Source organism: Enterococcus sp. OL5 (assembly GCF_006491895.1).
GTDB lineage: Bacteria > Bacillota > Bacilli > Lactobacillales > Enterococcaceae > Enterococcus_D > Enterococcus_D innesii.
In genome coordinates, this window is sequence record NZ_VHIL01000016.1 from 1 (window position 1) to 18,829 (window position 18,829).

Below are 18,829 nucleotides of genomic sequence, written 5' to 3' on the forward strand. Positions count from 1 at the left end.
CAGACGGAAAATAATTATAAGTTGATTTTTCGATCATGAAAATCAATCGATTTTCAACAATTTCATGTTTTGATGAAAAAATTGAACTTTCCTTTTGATCACACCATATTACTATATAGGTACATCCTGTATCCTATTTCATAGGGTAACCAGAAAAACCCATACCATCCTATGGGTTTTTTGTTGTCTATAAAAGCAAAAAAAACGTGCCGCAAGTCCAGTTATCGCCAAGCCAGCTATTTTAGCTAACCTTGGCAGAGCCTGTCTGCAGTACGTTTTTTCTAATGATCGATTATTCCCCTAGTGCTGGCTGTTCTTGCACAGTGCCAATAGGAAACAAGGCGCGAAACACCCGGCGAACGATTGGGCCTGCAATAAACAATTGCAATGGCAATGCGACGATCACATTTTTCCCAATGTTGCTTAGCCAATTGACGAACACCGAGTGATCAGGGTTTGGGTGCATCAACGCACCAAAAAGTGACATACAGATCACCATGCCGGCGATCATCAATGAAGAAATCAAACCGATTTTTTTCCAAGTAGCTGATTGATGGTCCAAAAATCGAAACGCCAAACCTTTTGCCGGACCAGAAACAATGAACCAATCCAAAATAAAGGCGACACAAAGGGCTAATGGCAATTCATTCCACGCCAATTGGAATGCCAATGCAGAAACACCGACTTGAAACATGAGGTTATAAACACTCATAAAATACACCATGAAAATACACATAAGTGTCGTATAGATCAAACTTTCTTTTTTGTTGATGGGCATGTAACAACTTCCTTTCTCTTTTTCGTACTCGACTATTCTAGCAGAAGAAAATTTTTCGTGTAAGTAAAAGTTTGAAAACTTTCAAAAAAGTTTTTTGCTATTTTTTTTATCCACTTCTCTTGACACTTTCTTATGAAGTCAGTAGAATAGCGATAGATTAAATCGTACAGATAACAAGCGGGTTCGCTTGTCGAGAGAGAGGCGGTTTCTATGAGAATAGAAACGGTCTCTTTTTTTGCGAATTTTTAGAGGTGAGAATATGGAAAACAACAAAAAACTCGTGGGGGCGATCCTCGCAACCGGATTGATGTCATTTGCAGGCGTGCTGATTGAAACAGCTATGAATGTAACGTTTCCGACATTGATCGATCAATTTACGCTTTCAACATCCGATGTGCAATGGGTGACGACCATCTACTTACTGGTCATCTCCATCATTGTCCCAATATCGACCTACCTTTTGAAACGATTCTCATTGAGAACCTTGTTTCTAGCTGCCAACGCCTTCTTCCTTGTTGGCTTGGTGATCGACTTTTTATCGCCGACGTTTGCCATTTTGCTGATTGGCCGCTTTTTCCAAGGTGCCAGCACAGGGATCGCACTGCCTTTGATGTTCCACATCATTTTGACTTACTCCCCCTTTGAAAAACGGGGAGCGGCAATCGGCTTAGGGAATTTGACCACTTCCATCGCTCCAGCGATCGGACCGACATATGGGGGCTTATTGACCGCCCATTGGTCTTGGAATGCGATCTTTCTTTTCTTGATCCCAGTCTTGCTGATCTCCCTAGTACTCGGCCTTTACTCGATCCCTAAAACGGCTGGGGCAAAAGACACTTCCCTGGATTTACTGAGTGTATTAGGAATCGTCTTGATGTTCAGCGGCTTCTTATTGTTCTTGAATCAAGTAGGCACCTTAGCGAGTCTACTGCCGCTGCTTTTCGGTTTCATTGGTGCTGGCTTGTTTTATCAACGCTCAAAAGGCTCGAACCCATTGATTCGTTTGGCTGTTTTGAAAAACCGCAGCTTCAGTTTGTTTCTGTTTGGCTTTCTTGTTTGTCAATTCCTTTTACTGGGCATCTCCTTTGTCTTGCCGAACTTTGTCCAACTCGTCTTGGGAAAAGATGCCTTTACTGCAGGATTAGTTATGCTTCCTGGGGCGGCGATCGGGGCGGTCCTTGCACCGATCTCTGGTCGGTTGCTGGATAAAGTTGGACCGAAAAAACCGATCCTGTCTGGTTTGACGTTGATTGCCATCGGTTGGCTTGCCTTAGCCCTCGTTTTGCGTTCGCCTTTCATTTGGAGCCTAGTTGCCGGACATGTCTTTTACATGATCGGGATCGGCTTAGCCTACAGCAATATGATGACCACCGGCTTAAACAAGCTGACTCCTGCGTTGTACGCGGACGGTAATGCGATCTTTAATACGCTGCAGCAGTTTTCTGGCGCAGTGGCGACGGCTGTGGTGGCGACCATTATCAATTTGGCACAAAATGCGGCGACTGATTACACCCAAGGGACGGTCATCGGCTCTCAAATCGCCTTATTCTTTTTGTGGGCCCTGGTCTTACTGACTTTCCTATTAACGATCAACTACTTCCGCAAAAACACCGACAAAAAAGCTGTAAGCTAACTGTAGCTTTGCCCATTGAAAAACAACGAAAAAAAGCCGCCTTCTCTCGAGGACGGTCCATAAAAAAATCCGCTTCCGATCCCCCTTCTTAGTCAAAGGGCGCTCTCGGAAACGGATTATTTTTTTAGTTTAATTCAGCTGAACCAACCGCTGTTTTGGCTGTCACTGTGCCTGTAGTCGTCAATGAAAGCTGACGCACTTTTTCGGCATTCGTGATGACCGTCAAGACATCGGTCTGTTTGCCAGCTGCGGTAACGGCATCTAGATCCATCACTGCAAGCTTCGTTTCTGGTGTGACCGTATCACCTTCAGAAACAAGAACCTCAAATGGCGTACCTTTTAATTCCACAGTATCTAAGCCCATATGAACAAGAACTTCCGCGCCACCAGGGGTTAAAATCCCGATTGCATGCTTTGTTTCAAAAATGCTAGAGATCGTACCTGCAACAGGAGCATAAATCGTTCCATTCGTTGGCTGAACAGCAAAGCCGTCACCCATCATTTTTTGAGAAAAGACAGGATCAGAAACTTCAGTGATGGCAACTACATTCCCATCAGCTGGAGCATAAAGGGTTTCTTCTGAAACTTGTGCTGCTTCTGGGGCTGCAGTTGTCGGTGCAGCAGTCGTTGGTGCAACAGCCGCTGCTGCAGCTGTATCAGCAGCCAATTGCGGTTCTAATTTATTTAAGAAGGTAACTTTTCTAAAGATGATGGTGCAAACAAAAGTGATCGCAATCGTCACCGCCATTGAGATGAAGACCATTGGATAGTTTTCAATTTTAAATGATAAGAAGCCAGGTAGTCCCCCTACACCAATACCTAATGCACGGGTATTCGTTGCAGTGATCAGCATACCACCAAAGGCAGAACCTACCATTGCTGCGACAAATGGGTAAACATATTTCAAATTGATCCCGAACATCGCTGGTTCAGTAACCCCCATGTAAGCAGAAATCGTTGCTGGAACAGAGACTTGTTCTTCTTTTTTATTGCCACGGTGAAGGAACCAAATCGCCAATACTGCCGTACCTTGCGCAATATTTGACAGCATGATCATTGGCCAAAGGTTGGTTGTCCCAAAATCCGCTACTAATTGAGAGTCGATCGCTAGCGTTGTATGATGCAATCCGGTAATAACCAAAGGCGCATACAGGCCACCGAAAATGAAACCAAATAACCAGTTTAATGGTGAGGTCAAGCCAGCATTTACGACCCAAGAAATGCCTGATCCGATTTGCCAACCGATTGGACCTAATACCATGTGGGCTGCTAAAATAGTTGGCAGCAATGAGAACAATGGAACGAAGATCATTGAAACCGCTTCTGGAATCCATTTCCGGAAGAATCTTTCAAGATAAACCAATAAGAAACCTGCCAGCATTGCTGGGATCACTTGTGCTTGATACCCAATTTTATCAATAGTGAAGAACCCGAAGTCCCACGTATAATTTTGAGCAATTTCTGCAGCAGAAGTTGAACTTACTGAATAAGCATTTAATAATTGCGGTGAAACCAATGTAATCCCTAAAACAATCCCTAATATTTGCGTGGTTCCCATCTTACGTGTAATACTCCAAGTAATCCCTACTGGTAGAAAGTGAAAGATCGCTTCACAGGGCAGCCATAAAAAGCCGTTGACACCGTTCCAAAAAGTAGAAGCTTGCGTAATGGTTTGTCCACCTAGAGCTTCTAGCGGTACACCTTCTAAGAAATTTCTCAGCCCTAGCATCAAACCACCGACAATAATCGCTGGTAATAACGGGGTAAAGATCTCAGCTAACGTAGCGATCGCTCGTTGCACGATATTTTGATTGTTTTTTGCAATCGCTTTACTTTGTTCTTTAGAAACACCTTCTATTCCTGATACATCGGTAAAATCATTGTAAAACGTTGAGACATCATTGCCAATAATGACTTGGAATTGTCCCGCATTGGTAAACATTCCTTTGACACTTGGAATTTCTTCAATTGCCTTTTCGTTTGCTTTTGACTGATCGTTCAAAACAAAACGCATCCGTGTCGCGCAATGTGTTACTGCGGCGATATTTTCTTTGCCGCCAACATATTCCAGCAGCTTCTCAGCATCATCACGATACTTTCCCATAATTAATAAACCCCTTTCATATCCACTTGTATATATATGTTTTAATTACGCACTAATCATAACTTGATAGTTTTGATATTGCAAGCGTTTCAAACCAATTTTTTCACTTTTTCTACAAACAATACAAGTAATTAAAAAAGGAACCGCATTAAAACCTTGATAAATAAACGTTTTTTAAAATATTTGATTAATATAAAATAATATTGCCAATAACTTTATTTACTGTTTATTTGACAAAAAAGAATAAAAAAACAGGTGAGATAAATTGAAATAGCTTACAACTTACGTTATAATCATCTTGCATGTATAGACAAGTTTAAAGGAGGACAACTACTGTGAATACGATTATATTGTCTAAGGAAGAATGGCTATTAACGGATCAAACCGGTACGACCTATCCGTTTTCTGGGACAGACAGTGAACGAGTTGCCGCACTGACCGCGCAGCTGCAGCAAATGGAAGGTGGCGGGATCGTCTCTGAATCGCTGGTGTTTACGAATGAAGAAGGGACTTTTTCACTGGACCAATGGTTGACAGAAAAATTGAATCGTCCCTTTGTTTGCACCACGAAAGAACAGTATGAAGAAAAAAGTGCTGAAATTCCTTGGACCCTCGAATACTATGGCTACACCCCTGGTAAAGATGAATACTCGGTGGAATCACTTTTAACCGTCGGCAACGGCTATCTAGGGCTGCGAGGCACGACGCCTGAGATGACCATTTGTGAAGCGAACTATCCAGGGCTGTATTTAGCAAGTCTTTACAATACGGTAGAATCGGATGTTTCTGGTCATACCATCAGCAATGAAGACTTCGTCAATGCACCGAATCTGCAAAAAATGTACGTGAAGATCGATGATGAAGTGATCGACATCGCCAACAATCAGCTCCTTTCCTTTAAACGGACATTGGATCTGAAGACCGGCTTGTTCCAATCAGTGGCAGAAATTGAAACCAACAAACAAAAGCGTCTGCGAATCGAAACGAAGAAAATCGCCAATATGCAAGACGTTCACCAATACAGCTTGGTCTATCAATTTACCCCACTGAACTTTTCCGGCACCGTTACTTTCGTCAGTGAAGCCGACGGATCGGTTTATAACTATAACGTCGCTCGTTACCGTAGCTTAACCAACCAGCATTTGACCGTGAAAGAGGCAGCAGCTGAACAAAACAAAGCGCATTTAGTGGTCACCACTAACCAGTCACAGATTACCGTTGTCCAATCCTCTGAACTGTTTTCACAGGACCTGCCATTGGCTGAGCTGCACGCTGAAACAAACGACCAGCTCGTCCGTCAGCAAGTAGCCCTTGAGGTGACGGAGGGCCAAACTTATCGGGTCGAAAAATCAGTTACTGCTACCGCTTATCGCCAAGAAGAGCCGCAACCGGCATTTACGTTTTCTTCCTTAGCATTACCTGATTTTGCGACGATGTATACCGCCTCAAAACAAGCCTGGGCTGAATTATGGGCGAAAGCGGCCATCGAAGTCACTGGTGACTTGATGTCGCAAAAAATGCTGAATCTGCATACGTATCATCTGCTAGTCTCCGCAGCACCGAATGCTTATCAGGAGTCCTTAGATGCCAGTATCACTGCCCGTGGCCTACATGGTGAAGCCTATCGCGGTCATATTTTCTGGGATGAACTGTTTATCTTACCGTTTTACATTCTACATTTTCCTGACACCGCCAAAGAAATTTTGCTGTATCGCTACCGCCGCTTAGCTGCTGCCAAAAAAGACGCCCAAAAAGCCGGCTACCAAGGCGCCATGTTCCCATGGCAATCCGGATTGGATGGCAGTGAGCAATCCCAAGAACTGCATTTGAATCCTATCAGCGGCGAATGGAAAGAAGACCACAGTCGCTTGCAGCGCCACGTCTCCTTAGCGATCGCTTATAACATTTGGCAATACTGGCACAACACGCAAGATCGGGTCTTCATGGAACAATATGGGTTAGAATTGATGTTAGAAGTCGCCCATTTCTGGCAAAGTGCTGCCACCTGGGATGATGCTACTCAACGTTACTTTATCGATAAAGTCATGGGACCAGATGAATTTCATGAAAGCTACCCAAATAGTGAACAAGGTGGCTTGAAAAACAACGCCTATACCAATATGATGGTAGTATGGTTGTTTGAAGAGATCGAGAACCTCCAACAACAACTATCAGTAGAGAGCTTCCAAGCAGTATTGGAGAAAACGGCTTTAACCCCAGCGGATATTGCTGCTATGGCAGATATTCGTACCAAATTAGGCTTAGAGATCGATCAAGAAGGTATCATCGCACAGTTTGAAGGGTACTTCCAGTTGGAAGATCTGGATTGGGCCCATTACAAAGAAAAATATGGCAACATCTATCGGATGGACCGCATCTTGAACGCTGAAGGTAAGAGTGCTGACAGCTACAAAGTCGCGAAACAAGCCGATAGTCTGATGATTTTCTACAATTTCTCAAAAGAGCAAGTCAATCAGATTTTGGCAGATCTTTCTTACCAACTGCCAACAGACTATATTGAAAAAAATCTCCATTATTATTTGGCTCGCACCTCCCACGGCTCGACTTTGTCGCGGATCGTTCACGCTCAGTTAGCGGCAATGGTGGATGATCAGGAATTGGCTTGGTCGTTATACCAAGAAGCGCTCTCTTCTGATTACCGTGATATCCAAGGCGGAACCACGGCAGAAGGCATTCACGCCGGTGTCATGGCCGCTACGTTGTTTATTCCGTTAACCACTTTTGCTGGGATTGATATTCGAGAAGAGCAGCTCAAGATCACACCGAACTTGCCAAAAGCCTGGGACAGCTTAGCCTTCCAGCTAGAAGTTCGCGGCACCCACTTTGCAATGAATGTTACACATGAAACATTGACGATCACTGCTGATCAGCCAGTCACGATCTTAGTGAATGGGCAACAAGTTTCGTTAGAAGCAAACAAAGAAGCAATGATTACTTACTAAAAGGAGTGTTACACATGAAAAAAGGTTTTGTTTTTGATTTAGACGGCGTTATCACAGATACAGCTAAATACCACTACATTGCATGGAAAGAATTAGCTGCGGAGATCGGGATCGAGATCGATTTGAAATTCAACGAGCAGTTAAAAGGCATTAGCCGCATGGACTCTTTAGAGCGAATCTTAACACTAGGCAATAAAAATGATGCCTACACAGAGGTCGAAAAAGAAGCCTTAGCGACGAAGAAAAATACCCACTATGTACAATTATTACAAAGCTTGACTCCTGATGATCTATTGCCGGGGGTAAAGACGTTCCTTGATGAAGCCAAAGCAAAAAATATTCCTTGTGCGATCGCTTCGGCGTCCAAGAATGCGCCGTTTATTTTGGACAAACTAGGTGTCATGCAAGACTTTGATACGATCGTTGACCCAGCAACCTTGAAAAAAGGCAAACCAGATCCAGAAATCTTTATCCAAGCAGCGCTGGCACTAGGCATTGAACCGGCAGAAGCAGTTGGCTTTGAAGATGCTCAAGCAGGGATCGACGGCATCAAAGCTGCTGGTATGTATGCGGTAGGCGTTTATTCAGGAGAAGAACTACACGGTGCAGATGTGATCGTTGAAAAATTGACGGATCTAAACATTGACGAACTTTTGGCGAAATAGTCGATTGCATTTCCAAATTGGCCTCGCTATAATAGCCAAAGAGGGGGCAATCCGATGAACAAGTTCAAAGAGATATTTTTAGATTTAGAACAAAAAATTCTAGCAAACGAATACCCTCCGCATTCTTTGCTGCCTAGCGAAAACCAATTGATCAAAACTTATGGTGTCTCCCGCGAGACTGTCCGTAAGGCATTGAATTTATTGCGGGATGCTGGTTATATCCAAAAGAAACAAGGGAAAGGTTCGATCGTTTTAGACTTGAATCGCTTTGATTTCCCGATTTCCGGCTTGACGAGTTTTCGCGAGCTGCAAGATACCCAACGCATTCCTAGTGAAACAAAGGTTGTCGAGATCCGTAAGATCGCCGTTTCGCCAAAGCTGCACGAGACCACTGGTTGGCCTGTCGCTTCTGAGGCATGGAAACTGATCCGTCAGCGGAGAATCGATGGAGAAGTGGTGATTTTGGACAAAGACTACCTTGATGCTTCTATCATCGAAGAGTTGCCAGAAAACCGAGCGAAAGTGTCGATTTTTGATTACTTTGAAAATGATCTTGGCCTTGAGATCGCTTATGCACAAAAAGAAATCACTGTTGACCCCGTCAACAAAGAATTGCGGGATCTAATGGATCTGCGTCCTGAAGATCAGCATGTCGTTACGGTTCGCAGCCTCGTGTACCTAGAAGACACGCGCTGTTTTGAATACACCGAATCGATCCACCGACTGGATAAATTCCGCTTTGTGGACTTCGCCCGTCGGCGCAAGATTTGATGAACGTATAGACGTGAAAAAGACAAAACAGACCTAGACTTCACCGAGAAGTCTGGGTCTGTTTTGTCTTTCAATAGCCTCCCACTCGATGATGCTGGATCGATCCTCCCTCTTTTCGCCTCTGTCGCTAACGATTCATCCTTTTGCTTTCCCGGCGTTTGGCTACCAAGGAACAAAAAAGGCGCGATCATTTATGGGACTGATGAAGCACAGTTGATTTTGAACAACTCAGTCGTCCTTATTAACAGTCAGCCACACAAAAAAAGCAGTATCCTCTGAGAGGATACTGCTTTTGCTTGCTATTTGGCGTAATCCGTTGCGCGGGTCTCGCGAATAACGGTTACTTTGATATGACCTGGGTAATCCAAATCATCTTCGATCTTCTTGCGGATGTCGCGAACCAATCGTACAGCATCCAAATCAGAAATCTCTTCTGGTTTGACCATTACACGGACTTCACGTCCGGCTTGGACTGCAAAACTGGAATCGACACCTTTGAAGCCGTTGGCGATATTTTCTAGGTTTTGCAAGCGGCGAATATAATTTTCCAATGATTCGCTGCGGGCACCTGGACGGGCTGCTGACAAGGCATCTGCGGCTGCAACTAAAACAGAGATAACCGATGTTGCTTCAACATCTCCATGGTGAGAAGCGATCGCATTGATCACCACACCATTTTCTTTGTATTTGGCAGCTAACTCAGCCCCGATCTCAACGTGAGAGCCTTCGATTTCATGGTCAAGGGCTTTCCCGATATCATGCAAGAGACCGGCACGTTTGGCTAACTGGATATCTTCGCCTAATTCTGCGGCAAGAACACCGGTTAGTTTTGCGACTTCGATCGAGTGGTTCAAGACGTTTTGTCCGTAGCTGGTACGGAAACGCAAACGACCTAAAATCTTGATCAAGTCTGGATGAAGGGTGTGAGCACCGACTTCAAAGGCTGCTTGTTCCCCATATTCACGAATATGCTCATCCATTTCTTTCCGAGATTTTTCGACCATTTCTTCAATTCGAGCTGGATGGATCCGGCCGTCTTGAATCAGTTTTTCAAGGGTCATACGAGCAATTTCACGGCGAATCGGATCAAATCCTGATAAGACGACTGCTTCTGGCGTGTCATCGATGATCAAATCGATCCCTGTCAAGGTTTCAAGGGTCCGAATGTTCCGACCTTCTCTTCCGATGATTCGACCTTTCATCTCATCATTTGGTAATGATACGACCGATACCGTGGTTTCAGACACTTGGTCTGCGGCACAACGTTGGATTGCTAGGGACAAGAGATTTTTTGCTTTTCGATCTGCTTCTTCCTTCGCACGCTGCTCAGATTCTTTGACCATGATCGTTAATTCATGGTTCAATTCCTCTTCCGTTGATTTCATGATCAACTCTTTTGCTTCATCTCTAGACAGCGCGGCGATGCGCTCTAATTCTTTCTGTTGTCCATCGATTAAGTTTTCTACTTCTTTTTCTCGCTCGTCAATTAATTGTTGTTTCTCACTAAGTCTGCCTTCTTTATCTTCAAGTGAGCGTTCTCGTTTTTCCAAAGAATCGTCCTTACGATCAAGTACTTGTTCTCTTTGGAGTAAACGATTTTCTTGTGATTTTAAATCAAGTTTGCTTTCTTTCAACTCACTTTCAATCTCTGACCGATACTTCTGATTTTCTTCCTTAGCTTCTAACAATGCTTCTTTTTTAAGAGTTTCTGCTTCTTTCTTAGCGCTTTCGATAATTCCAGCTGCAGAATTTTGGGCGCCGTTGATTTCTTTCTCATGACGAGATTTCGTCACATAAACTCCTAATCCAAGACCGACAATTAAACCGATGATAGCGAGGAGAATGTAAAGTAGTTCCAATGAATCCACCTCCATACTATCTTTTTAAATATTTTGTAATTTTGATTAACAAAGGATAACAAAATTATCAATTCGCTACTTCTTATGTGGAAATCCACATACGTTTATTCTAATGTTTGAACACAAGAGTGTCAACTTTAAATAATAAAGTAAACTTTCGCAACCCTTCCTTTTTACGGATGTTTTTTCAACAATGGACGAATCTAGCAAAAAGCCACAAAAAAGCCAAACAACGAGGTTGTTTGGCTTTTTCAAGACTTATTCGTCTAATGGTAATTCTTCTTGCGCTTCCTCAAGAGTTACGGTCTCTCCTGTTCCAATCCCGTAAGCATCGCGGACGCGAGCAGAAACTTCTAGCATCATTTCTTGGTGTTCACGCATGTAGTTTTTGGCGTTTTCACGACCTTGACCGATACGATCCCCTTTATAGGCATACCACGCACCGCTTTTATCGACGATATCTTGTTCCACGGCCATATCCAGCAGTTCGCCTTCTTGGGAAATCCCTTGACCATACATCATGTCGACTTCTGCTACTTTAAATGGTGGCGCTACTTTGTTTTTGACTACTTTGATCTTCGTGCGGTTCCCGATAATATCTGTACCGGATTTCAATTGCTCAGCACGACGTACTTCCAAACGGATGGTTGAATAGAATTTCAACGCACGTCCACCAGGTGTCGTTTCTGGATTCCCAAACATGATCCCAACTTTTTCGCGAATTTGGTTGATAAAGATCGCGATCGTTTTCGTTTTGTTGATGGAACCAGAAAGTTTCCGTAATGCTTGTGACATCAAACGAGCTTGCAAACCAACGTGGGTATCACCCATTTCACCATCGATCTCCGCCCGTGGGACTAAAGCTGCTACCGAGTCAATAACTACGATATCAACCGCACCACTTGAAACTAAGGCGTCAGCGATCTCTAATCCTTGTTCCCCTGTATCTGGTTGTGATAACAAAAGATCATCGATATTTACGCCTAATTTTTGCGCATACTGAGGATCTAACGCATGTTCGGCATCGATAAATGCTGCTGTTCCGCCATTTTTTTGGACTTCCGCAATGGCATGTAAAGCAACTGTCGTTTTACCAGAACTTTCTGGGCCGTAAACTTCTACGATCCGTCCTCGTGGGTAACCACCTACACCTAATGCAACATCCAAGGCCAATGAACCACTTGGGATCGTTGAAATTTGTTGATCAACTTTTTCGCCAAGCTTCATGATGGCACCTTTACCATAGTTCTTTTCAATCTTCTTTAGTGCAGCATCTAAGGCTGCTTTACGATCATCTGCCAAACGGATAATCCTCCTTATATTCATCACTTTCATGTGTCGTTCATAAGATAATAATAGTCCTTCTGAAGGAAAATTGCAAGAAAAAACGAACAAACATTCGCATTAATTTAATAATTCCTTACGTATTTGATTTAAGCCTGCCATGACAGCACTATGCCGAATATAGGCGCGGTCGCGGTTGAAGTGATACAGCTGGCTCGAGACGCCTTTGTCAGAAGCTAAGGCGATCCAAACAGTGCCTTTGGGCTGGCCTTCTAGTTCGTCTGGACCAGCAACACCAGTGAAGGCCACCGCATAATCGGTCTCTGCTTGTTTGCGGGCATAGACGGCCATTGCTTCCGCACATTCCTGACTAACAGTCCCATAGCTTTCTAAAAGCGCTGGATCGATGCCTAAGAGCTTGCTTTTTGTTCCAGCAGAATATGTCACGAACCCACCGGGAAACACCTCAGAGACGCCAGGAATCCCTCCTAGGGTCGCTTGGAACAAACCAGCGGTCAAACTTTCCGCTGCGGTGACGGTTTTCTTTTTCTCGATCAGTAGCTCGACGACTGTTTCTGCCAGCGAATTTTGTTCCCCATATCCATAGAAATACGCACCGACCCGTGCTTGGACGGTTTCTTCTAATGCATCCAATTGTTTGATCCCTTGCGCCTCGTCTGCGGTTTTGACCGTCAGACGCAACGTGACCTCATTGGGTTTGGCATAAGGAGCAATGGTGGGATTGACTTGATTCTCGATCAAATCGGCCAATTCTGTGACCAACGCCGATTCCCCGATCCCGTAATAGCGCAAAACGCGAGAAAGCAAGACTTCTTCTTGGGGAAACTGCTCTAACAGAAGTGGTTTTGCGTGGGTAAGAAACATCGCCTGCAGTTCACTTGGTGGTCCTGGCAGCAGCAAATAACTGGTAGCGGCTGTCTGATAAAAGATCCCGATCGCTAGTCCATTGGGATTTGGCAAAGACACACCGTCTTTGAAGACTAAGGTCTGCCGCAAATTGTTTTCCGTCATCCTCCGTTGACTGTTTTCAAAGAAGGCTTTCAATTGGTGATAACCTGGTTCATCTCGCACTAATTCCTGTCCCACATGGCGGGCAGTGACTTGTTTCGTCAAGTCATCGTCGGTGGGCCCTAAGCCGCCGCACAGCACGATCAAGTCGCTGCGTTTGTCGGCGATCGTCAGCAATTCCTCTAAGCGATTGGGGTTGTCCCCGACAACACTATGATAAAAAACATCGATCCCTAGACTTGCCAGTTCTTCTGACAAGAAGGTCGCGTTCGTATTCACCACCTGTCCTAAAAGTAATTCGGTCCCGACTGCAATAATTTCTGCTTTCATTCTTTTACTCCTTCATTTATCAGATACGTAAAAGTCTTTCATATTGACAAAAAAAGTCCAGAAAACTTCTGAACTTTCGTGACTTGTATCCTTGTTTTTATCGCTTTTTTATCTAGATTTAGAAATTTTACATAGAATCTTTAAAAACATTCGTATTTTTTATGAAATAATCGACCCCGGAATAGATCGTGAAGATCAAGCATAGATACAACATGATTTGATCGACAGGTAAACCGATCATTGAAAAGGGAATGTTGTTCAAGAATAAGAAAATGATCGCAACCATTTGTGTCGCGGTTTTGATTTTCCCCGGCCACGCAGCAGCCATGACTTCGCCGCTTTGTTCCACTAACAACAAGCGTAAACCTGTCACTGCCAACTCACGGCAAACGATGATCGAAACTACCCAGCCTGGGGCTTTGTCTAATTCGACCAGCATGATAAAAGCCGTCATGACGAGCATTTTATCTGCTAACGGGTCAGCAAACTTCCCGAAGTTGGTAACAAGGCCTCTGGAACGAGCGATCTTGCCATCTAGCCAGTCTGTAATGCTGGCTGCCGCAAAAAGGATCGCTGCAATAAGGTGCGTGTTTTCTAATTGTGTCGTACCAACGGTCATCGTGCCAAGATCGATCGGCAAAACCAAGACCAAAATAAAGATGGGGATCATAATGATCCGTAATACAGTTAATTGATTGGGTAAATTCACGAAATAGACTCCTCTCTGCCGACTATTGTACGAAATAACGGCAAATCATGCCACTACTTCTGCTTTTCAATGGTCGGATGCAACAAATAACTTTTTAGCTAATGATACCTCAATAAGGCGCATTTGTCAGATTTATGCCGCATCGTCTTGGTATTCAATCACGAGACGGACCGTCTTTTGTAACAATTCAAATTGTGGATCAGAAAAGTCCACTTCCTGTCCATTGGCCTTGATGGAGATATTTTGGCTCGCGCCCAGGGTCAAAGTCGCATTCGTGGCGCCTTCTGGCAGCGTCATCGATTGCGTTTCCCCCGCTTGAACAGTGTATTGGTACACATAAGCGTTGTCGACTTGTACACCGACCCAACAAGAAGCATCTAGCCCAGTAAATGCTAATTCAATAGGATTTTCTGCATCTTTCATCGTGATCGTGATCGACGATTGCGTCGAATCACTGGCAGTCATCGTCATTTTCGCTTCGCTGGATTCCGTCGTACTTGAGGACTCTGTCGCTTCACTCGAAGTACTGGTTTCTTCCGTACTTGACGTGGTGGAAGCTGTAGACGCTGAATTTTCTACCACGAGAGAAGAACTCCCTTGGATCATCGGCGTCGTGTTCCGATCTTGCCAAGCCATGTAGCCTACGATACTCACGATCGTAATGGCAACCAGACCTAATAAAATCATCGGCAAATAGCGGACAACAAAGGAGCCGCTTTTTTCTTCTACGTGCTGTGCTTTTCGCGAGCCGCTGACGGTTTCAGGCTGCGGTCTTTTTGGTAAGGGTGCATCTAACGTATCTTTGCCATCAAAAACGGCCACCAATTTGTCGCCGTCTTCTCCAACTGCTGCTGCATATTGGCGAATAAACGCGCGAACATAAAAAGTGCCTGGCAATTGATCAAAACGCTCCGCTTCAATTGCTTCTAAATAGCGTTTTTGGATCTTTGTCATTTGTTGTAATTCAATCAATGAAATGTTTTTATCTAAACGGGCTTGCCGTAATTTTGCTCCAATCGTTGTTTCGTTGGCCACTCGATCATCTACTCCAGTCTTTTATTCATCTTTAAAAAAAGCCCTAAAATCGCTGCGCTGCTTGTCGTAAGGTCAGCAAAGCTGCTCTATCATTTTAAAACAGGGGTTCCCTGTATACGTCAATAAAAAAAGTTCCGTCGCGCCGATTTCCACTTGGACACGCCGTCTACTAAATATAACATTTTTTCCGTGATTTTTTGCAAAAAAACAAAAAAAAGATTTTGCTCCAATAATTAAAGAATACCATAAAAGAAAAAGTCTGAGGATAGCCTAACGACAACTCGCAAACAAATTTTAATACTTTTCGCCAAATTGGCATCAAAATGCAAGGAAAAACCGTCCTTTGACGCAAAAAAGAAAACACTGAATGACCAAAGAGTTGGCCAGCCCTTGATCTGTTGGGCTTTCCTCCTTGAATCATTCAGTGTTGCTTAGATGACAGTTAGTTAACAAAATGCATCTTCGTTTAGGCTTTTTCCGTTGGATACATGTAAAAACGGCTAAACGCTTTAGGATCGATAAAGGAACGAGCCGCTTGCTGAACATCTTCTAAAGTGATGGATTGGATCACCTCCGGTAGATCAAAGAGCGTCGTTTCTCCGAATAAGCTTTGGGTAAACTGGTTTGCAATAAACTCCAATGAGTTCAGTGATTGGAAATATTTCCCTAGCATTTTCTTCTTCAATAACGTCAAGTTTTCTTCATTAATTTCTGGGTCGTGCTGGAAATTCATTAAGATCGCTTCGATCTCCGCCAACATTTCTTTGGGCTCTTCAGAATCCCCCGAGAAATCGGCAAAGTAAAAGCCGCGATCCAAGTTCACTTCAAACCCAAACGTGTCATCGATGATGCCTTGATCATACAGACGCAAATAATTGGCGGACGTATTGCCTAAAACCAATTGGCAGAAAAGATTCAACGCATTTTTGAAGCGTAAGAGCTCTCTTCCTGATTCCGGCAGTTTGTTCAAGTCCCCTTTGATCCCTAACACGCCTTTGGCACGTGTTACTGGCATGGTAAGACTTGATTCTGCTTGAATATCGGCAAAGGTTTCTTCAGGAAACTGGCGAATGATCGCTTGCGTTTCTGGAAAGGTCTTGGCCGCTTGATTGGTCCGAATCCACGCCATCGTTTCTTCCGGATCGATATTGCCTACCACAAAAAGTGTCATATTGCTTGGGTGATAGAAGGTATTGTAGCAAAGATACAAGTCTTCTGCGGTGATCTGCGCAATACTTTCCACCGTACCAGCGATATCGATATGCAAGGGATGCTTTGGATACAGATTTTTGATAATACCGAAAAACTGCTGCCAGTTCGGATCGTCATCATACATTTGGATTTCTTGACCAATGATCCCTTTTTCTTTTTCGACGGTTTCTTCTGTAAAATACGGGGCTTGAACGAAATCGATCAACGTTTCAAGATTCAGCTTGATTTGATCGGTTGCCGAAAAAAGGTAGCTGGTTTTCGTGAAACTGGTAAAGGCATTGGCAGAAGCCCCCTGCTGACCAAAGGTTTGAAAGACATCGCCGTCTTCTTTTTCAAACAGTTTGTGCTCTAGAAAATGGGCAATGCCATCTGGAACTTGATGCAATGCTTCGGGTGAAAACCCGAAATGGTTGTCGACAGAGCCATAGTTCGTACTGAAAAGTCCGTAAGTTTTATGGAAATCGGCTTTTGGCAGCAAATAAACTTTCAAGCCGTTTGGCAATACTTCTTCATAAAGGGTCTCATTGATTTGCTGATAGACTTTTTTATTCATGGGTCGTCTCCTTATCCAGGAAGAATACAGCTTGCAAGGACACGTTTTTGGCCAATGCTTGGACATCTGCCACGGTCACTTGAGCCAATTTCTGCATAAATTCATCTTCCGTCATTTTCGTATTCGGTACCCACTGATTCAGATAGGCTGTTTCGATCAGTGCTTGTGGGTTATCCAACGAAAGCAAGTACTGGTTTTTCAACATCGCTTTTGTTTGTGCCAGTTCTTCCGCTGTGACTTCGCCACGCTGCAAGCTTTGCAGCTGTTGTTCGATCAATTTGAAGACCTTGTCCCGGTTTTTGCCGTCGATCCCTGTTTGGACCGACAAGTACCCGCGAAACGTATCGATACTGCTGGACGCATAATAAGCCAAACTTTCTTTCTCTCGGACATTCATAAACAGTTTTGAATGAGGGAATCCGCCAAACAACCCGTTGAAGACCATAAAAGCGATCCGCTCGGCTTGGTCATAATACACGCCAGTATGATAGCCTAAGTTCAATTTGGCTTGGATGATTGGTTCCCGCAAAATTTTCTCGCGAATGATATTTTCCGCCGCTTGCTGATAAAAGACCGGCATTGCTTGGTCTGGCCGATCGGTAAAGGCCATGTTTTGGAAGAGCGCCGCAACTTCTGCTTCAACCACATCGCCGATCACGAAAAGATCGATTTGATCATTGTCCATCATTGAGCGATAGGTTTGGTAAAGCTCTTTTGCGGTCACAGCTTCTAAGTCTTGGGGACGACCAAAGCTCGGATACTTCTGGTTCTGATCGTTTTCAAAATACAACTCTTGCAGCCCTAAAGAAGCCAATGCTTGCTTGTCTTCGGCCACGCTGTTCATATAGGCGATCAAGTTGTGCTTTTCGATGGTGAAGTTCTTTTCTTCAAATTGCTCCTCGTGAACATTCGGATGGAACAAAACTTCTGCTAAAAAAGCGGCTGCTTGCGGCAAGACGGCTTCATCTGACACATACTTCCCGTTGACAAAGGACATCGCTGCATTGATTTGATGCAGATTGCCTCGTTTGTTGACATTCATACCAAAGCTGGCACCGTAAAGCTCCGCCAGTTGACTGCTAAATGCGGTCTGTGTCGGATAAGCCAAACTAGTCGTTTCTAATAAACTGGTTAATAAAGTCCGTTTGGCGGTCATTTCAGCCTGCAATGGTGCAGTGAACCGAACGAAAAAACGGATCGTTTTATACTTTTTGGTCGGCAGCACCGTTAACCGAACACCTTTTTTTAATTCAATAGACATGTGACACCCCTTCTAGAAGCAAAATTATCTCTTCAATTATAGCATAGCTGACAAACTTTCTCCTTGGCTCATTGATTAAACCTGCTGCAGCGAGCGTTTTTTTTTATAAATCTTGCATTTTTCGCTATACTATCAGTAAGATTTAGAAGGGAGGATACAGGATGATTAAAGAATTTAAAGAATTTATTTTACGAGGAAACGTCATTGACTTGGCGATCGGGGTCGTAATCGGGAGTGCCTTCACCGCAATCGTCACGAGTTTAGTTGAAGGATTGCTGACACCATTGGTTTCATGGATCTTATCACTCTTCGGTAACGCCGATGCCTTTTCTGGCTTGGTCTTTGAACCTGCCAAAAATGTGGTCTTTGATTTTGGCCGCGTAATCACTGCCATTATTACGTTCTTGATTACCGCATTTGTTTTGTTCTTGATTGTCAAAGCAGTCAACAAATTACGCAATCTGAAACAACAACCTGAAGAAGAAGAAGTACCAGAAGTCACTGCAGAGGATTATTTAGAAGAGATTCGTGATCTTTTAAAAGCACAAACACCTACTGCCAACACCGTTGATCCACGCCCAACATCATTGGACGATACGATCAGATAAAAAGACGGCTCTTTGTCAATAAGGACAAAAGAAAC

At 43.9% G+C, this 18,829-nt stretch carries 14 protein-coding genes; 5 read left to right on the forward strand and 9 right to left on the reverse strand.

From position 1 onward, the window contains the following. Positions 1-292: 292 nt before the first annotated feature. On the reverse strand, positions 293-778 hold the full coding sequence (locus FJU10_RS15805) for a DUF2798 domain-containing protein (protein WP_077453201.1): 486 nt from the start codon (positions 776-778) through the stop codon (positions 293-295). Positions 779-1,037: 259 nt separating this feature from the next. Between FJU10_RS15805 and FJU10_RS15810 the strand changes: the two genes are divergently transcribed. Continuing rightward, positions 1,038-2,411, forward strand: coding sequence for an MFS transporter (locus FJU10_RS15810; RefSeq protein ID WP_077453203.1), 1,374 nt, complete (start codon positions 1,038-1,040; stop codon positions 2,409-2,411). A 124-nt stretch (positions 2,412-2,535) separates the two neighbouring features. Here the strand turns inward: FJU10_RS15810 and treP are convergent, their stop codons facing one another. Beyond that, positions 2,536-4,515, reverse strand: a complete 1,980-nt coding sequence (gene treP, locus FJU10_RS15815) for a PTS system trehalose-specific EIIBC component (RefSeq protein WP_140966352.1) — start codon at positions 4,513-4,515, stop codon at positions 2,536-2,538. Between the two features lie 335 nt (positions 4,516-4,850). On the opposite strand from treP, the gene FJU10_RS15820 reads away from it, so the two are divergent. From FJU10_RS15820 to treR, 3 genes are read left to right on the forward strand one after another with little or no spacing between them, the layout of a single operon-like run. Beyond that, complete coding sequence (locus FJU10_RS15820; protein WP_140966353.1) at positions 4,851-7,478, forward strand: glycoside hydrolase family 65 protein; 2,628 nt, start codon at positions 4,851-4,853, stop codon at positions 7,476-7,478. Positions 7,479-7,492: 14 nt separating this feature from the next. Next, entirely contained in the window at positions 7,493-8,143 is a 651-nt protein-coding gene (gene pgmB / locus FJU10_RS15825) for a beta-phosphoglucomutase (protein WP_005232889.1), read from the forward strand. A 54-nt stretch (positions 8,144-8,197) separates the two neighbouring features. Beyond that, positions 8,198-8,914 carry a trehalose operon repressor gene (gene treR / locus FJU10_RS15830; RefSeq protein WP_005226457.1) on the forward strand — a complete coding sequence of 239 codons (717 nt, stop codon included), beginning with the start codon at positions 8,198-8,200 and terminating at the stop codon, positions 8,912-8,914. Positions 8,915-9,213: 299 nt separating this feature from the next. Here treR and rny read toward each other — a convergent pair whose 3' ends face one another. The 7 genes from rny to yfmF form a co-directional block, all read right to left on the reverse strand. After that, positions 9,214-10,788, reverse strand: a complete 1,575-nt coding sequence (gene rny / locus FJU10_RS15835) for a ribonuclease Y (RefSeq protein WP_005232891.1) — start codon at positions 10,786-10,788, stop codon at positions 9,214-9,216. Between the two features lie 243 nt (positions 10,789-11,031). Next, complete coding sequence (gene recA, locus FJU10_RS15840; RefSeq protein ID WP_077453209.1) at positions 11,032-12,075, reverse strand: recombinase RecA; 1,044 nt, start codon at positions 12,073-12,075, stop codon at positions 11,032-11,034. 102 nt (positions 12,076-12,177) lie between these two features. Next, positions 12,178-13,416, reverse strand: coding sequence for a competence/damage-inducible protein A (locus tag FJU10_RS15845; RefSeq protein WP_008376739.1), 1,239 nt, complete (start codon positions 13,414-13,416; stop codon positions 12,178-12,180). Positions 13,417-13,543: 127 nt separating this feature from the next. Beyond that, a complete protein-coding gene (gene pgsA, locus FJU10_RS15850; RefSeq protein WP_005232894.1) occupies positions 13,544-14,125 on the reverse strand; it encodes a CDP-diacylglycerol--glycerol-3-phosphate 3-phosphatidyltransferase in 582 nt (193 codons plus the stop codon). Positions 14,126-14,257: 132 nt separating this feature from the next. Further along, positions 14,258-15,160 carry a helix-turn-helix domain-containing protein gene (locus tag FJU10_RS15855; RefSeq protein WP_074535562.1) on the reverse strand — a complete coding sequence of 301 codons (903 nt, stop codon included), beginning with the start codon at positions 15,158-15,160 and terminating at the stop codon, positions 14,258-14,260. Positions 15,161-15,626: 466 nt separating this feature from the next. After that, positions 15,627-16,925: an EF-P 5-aminopentanol modification-associated protein YfmH gene (gene yfmH / locus FJU10_RS15860; protein ID WP_005232896.1), complete on the reverse strand. Its 1,299-nt coding sequence runs from the start codon at positions 16,923-16,925 to the stop codon at positions 15,627-15,629. Beyond that, positions 16,918-18,186 carry an EF-P 5-aminopentanol modification-associated protein YfmF gene (gene yfmF, locus FJU10_RS15865; protein ID WP_077453213.1) on the reverse strand — a complete coding sequence of 423 codons (1,269 nt, stop codon included), beginning with the start codon at positions 18,184-18,186 and terminating at the stop codon, positions 16,918-16,920. Before yfmF ends, yfmH begins: the two co-directional genes overlap by 8 nt. A gap of 161 nt (positions 18,187-18,347) precedes the next feature. On the opposite strand from yfmF, the gene mscL reads away from it, so the two are divergent. Continuing rightward, on the forward strand, positions 18,348-18,794 hold the full coding sequence (mscL, locus tag FJU10_RS15870) for a large conductance mechanosensitive channel protein MscL (protein ID WP_077453215.1): 447 nt from the start codon (positions 18,348-18,350) through the stop codon (positions 18,792-18,794). The last annotated feature ends 35 nt before the right edge of the window (positions 18,795-18,829 follow it).

Bases quoted from the DNA above. Each gene is read 5' to 3' on its own strand.
- yfmH (WP_005232896.1), bottom strand. From the start codon at position 16,925: ATGAATAAAAAAGTCTATCAGCAAATCAATGAGACCCTTTATGAAGAA.
- treP (WP_140966352.1), bottom strand. From the start codon at position 4,515: ATGGGAAAGTATCGTGATGATGCTGAGAAGCTGCTGGAATATGTTGGC.
- rny (WP_005232891.1), bottom strand. From the start codon at position 10,788: ATGGAGGTGGATTCATTGGAACTACTTTACATTCTCCTCGCTATCATC.
- FJU10_RS15845 (WP_008376739.1), bottom strand. From the start codon at position 13,416: ATGAAAGCAGAAATTATTGCAGTCGGGACCGAATTACTTTTAGGACAG.
- mscL (WP_077453215.1), top strand. From the start codon at position 18,348: ATGATTAAAGAATTTAAAGAATTTATTTTACGAGGAAACGTCATTGAC.
- FJU10_RS15805 (WP_077453201.1), bottom strand. From the start codon at position 778: ATGCCCATCAACAAAAAAGAAAGTTTGATCTATACGACACTTATGTGT.
- yfmF (WP_077453213.1), bottom strand. From the start codon at position 18,186: ATGTCTATTGAATTAAAAAAAGGTGTTCGGTTAACGGTGCTGCCGACC.
- treR (WP_005226457.1), top strand. From the start codon at position 8,198: ATGAACAAGTTCAAAGAGATATTTTTAGATTTAGAACAAAAAATTCTA.
- FJU10_RS15810 (WP_077453203.1), top strand. From the start codon at position 1,038: ATGGAAAACAACAAAAAACTCGTGGGGGCGATCCTCGCAACCGGATTG.
- pgmB (WP_005232889.1), top strand. From the start codon at position 7,493: ATGAAAAAAGGTTTTGTTTTTGATTTAGACGGCGTTATCACAGATACA.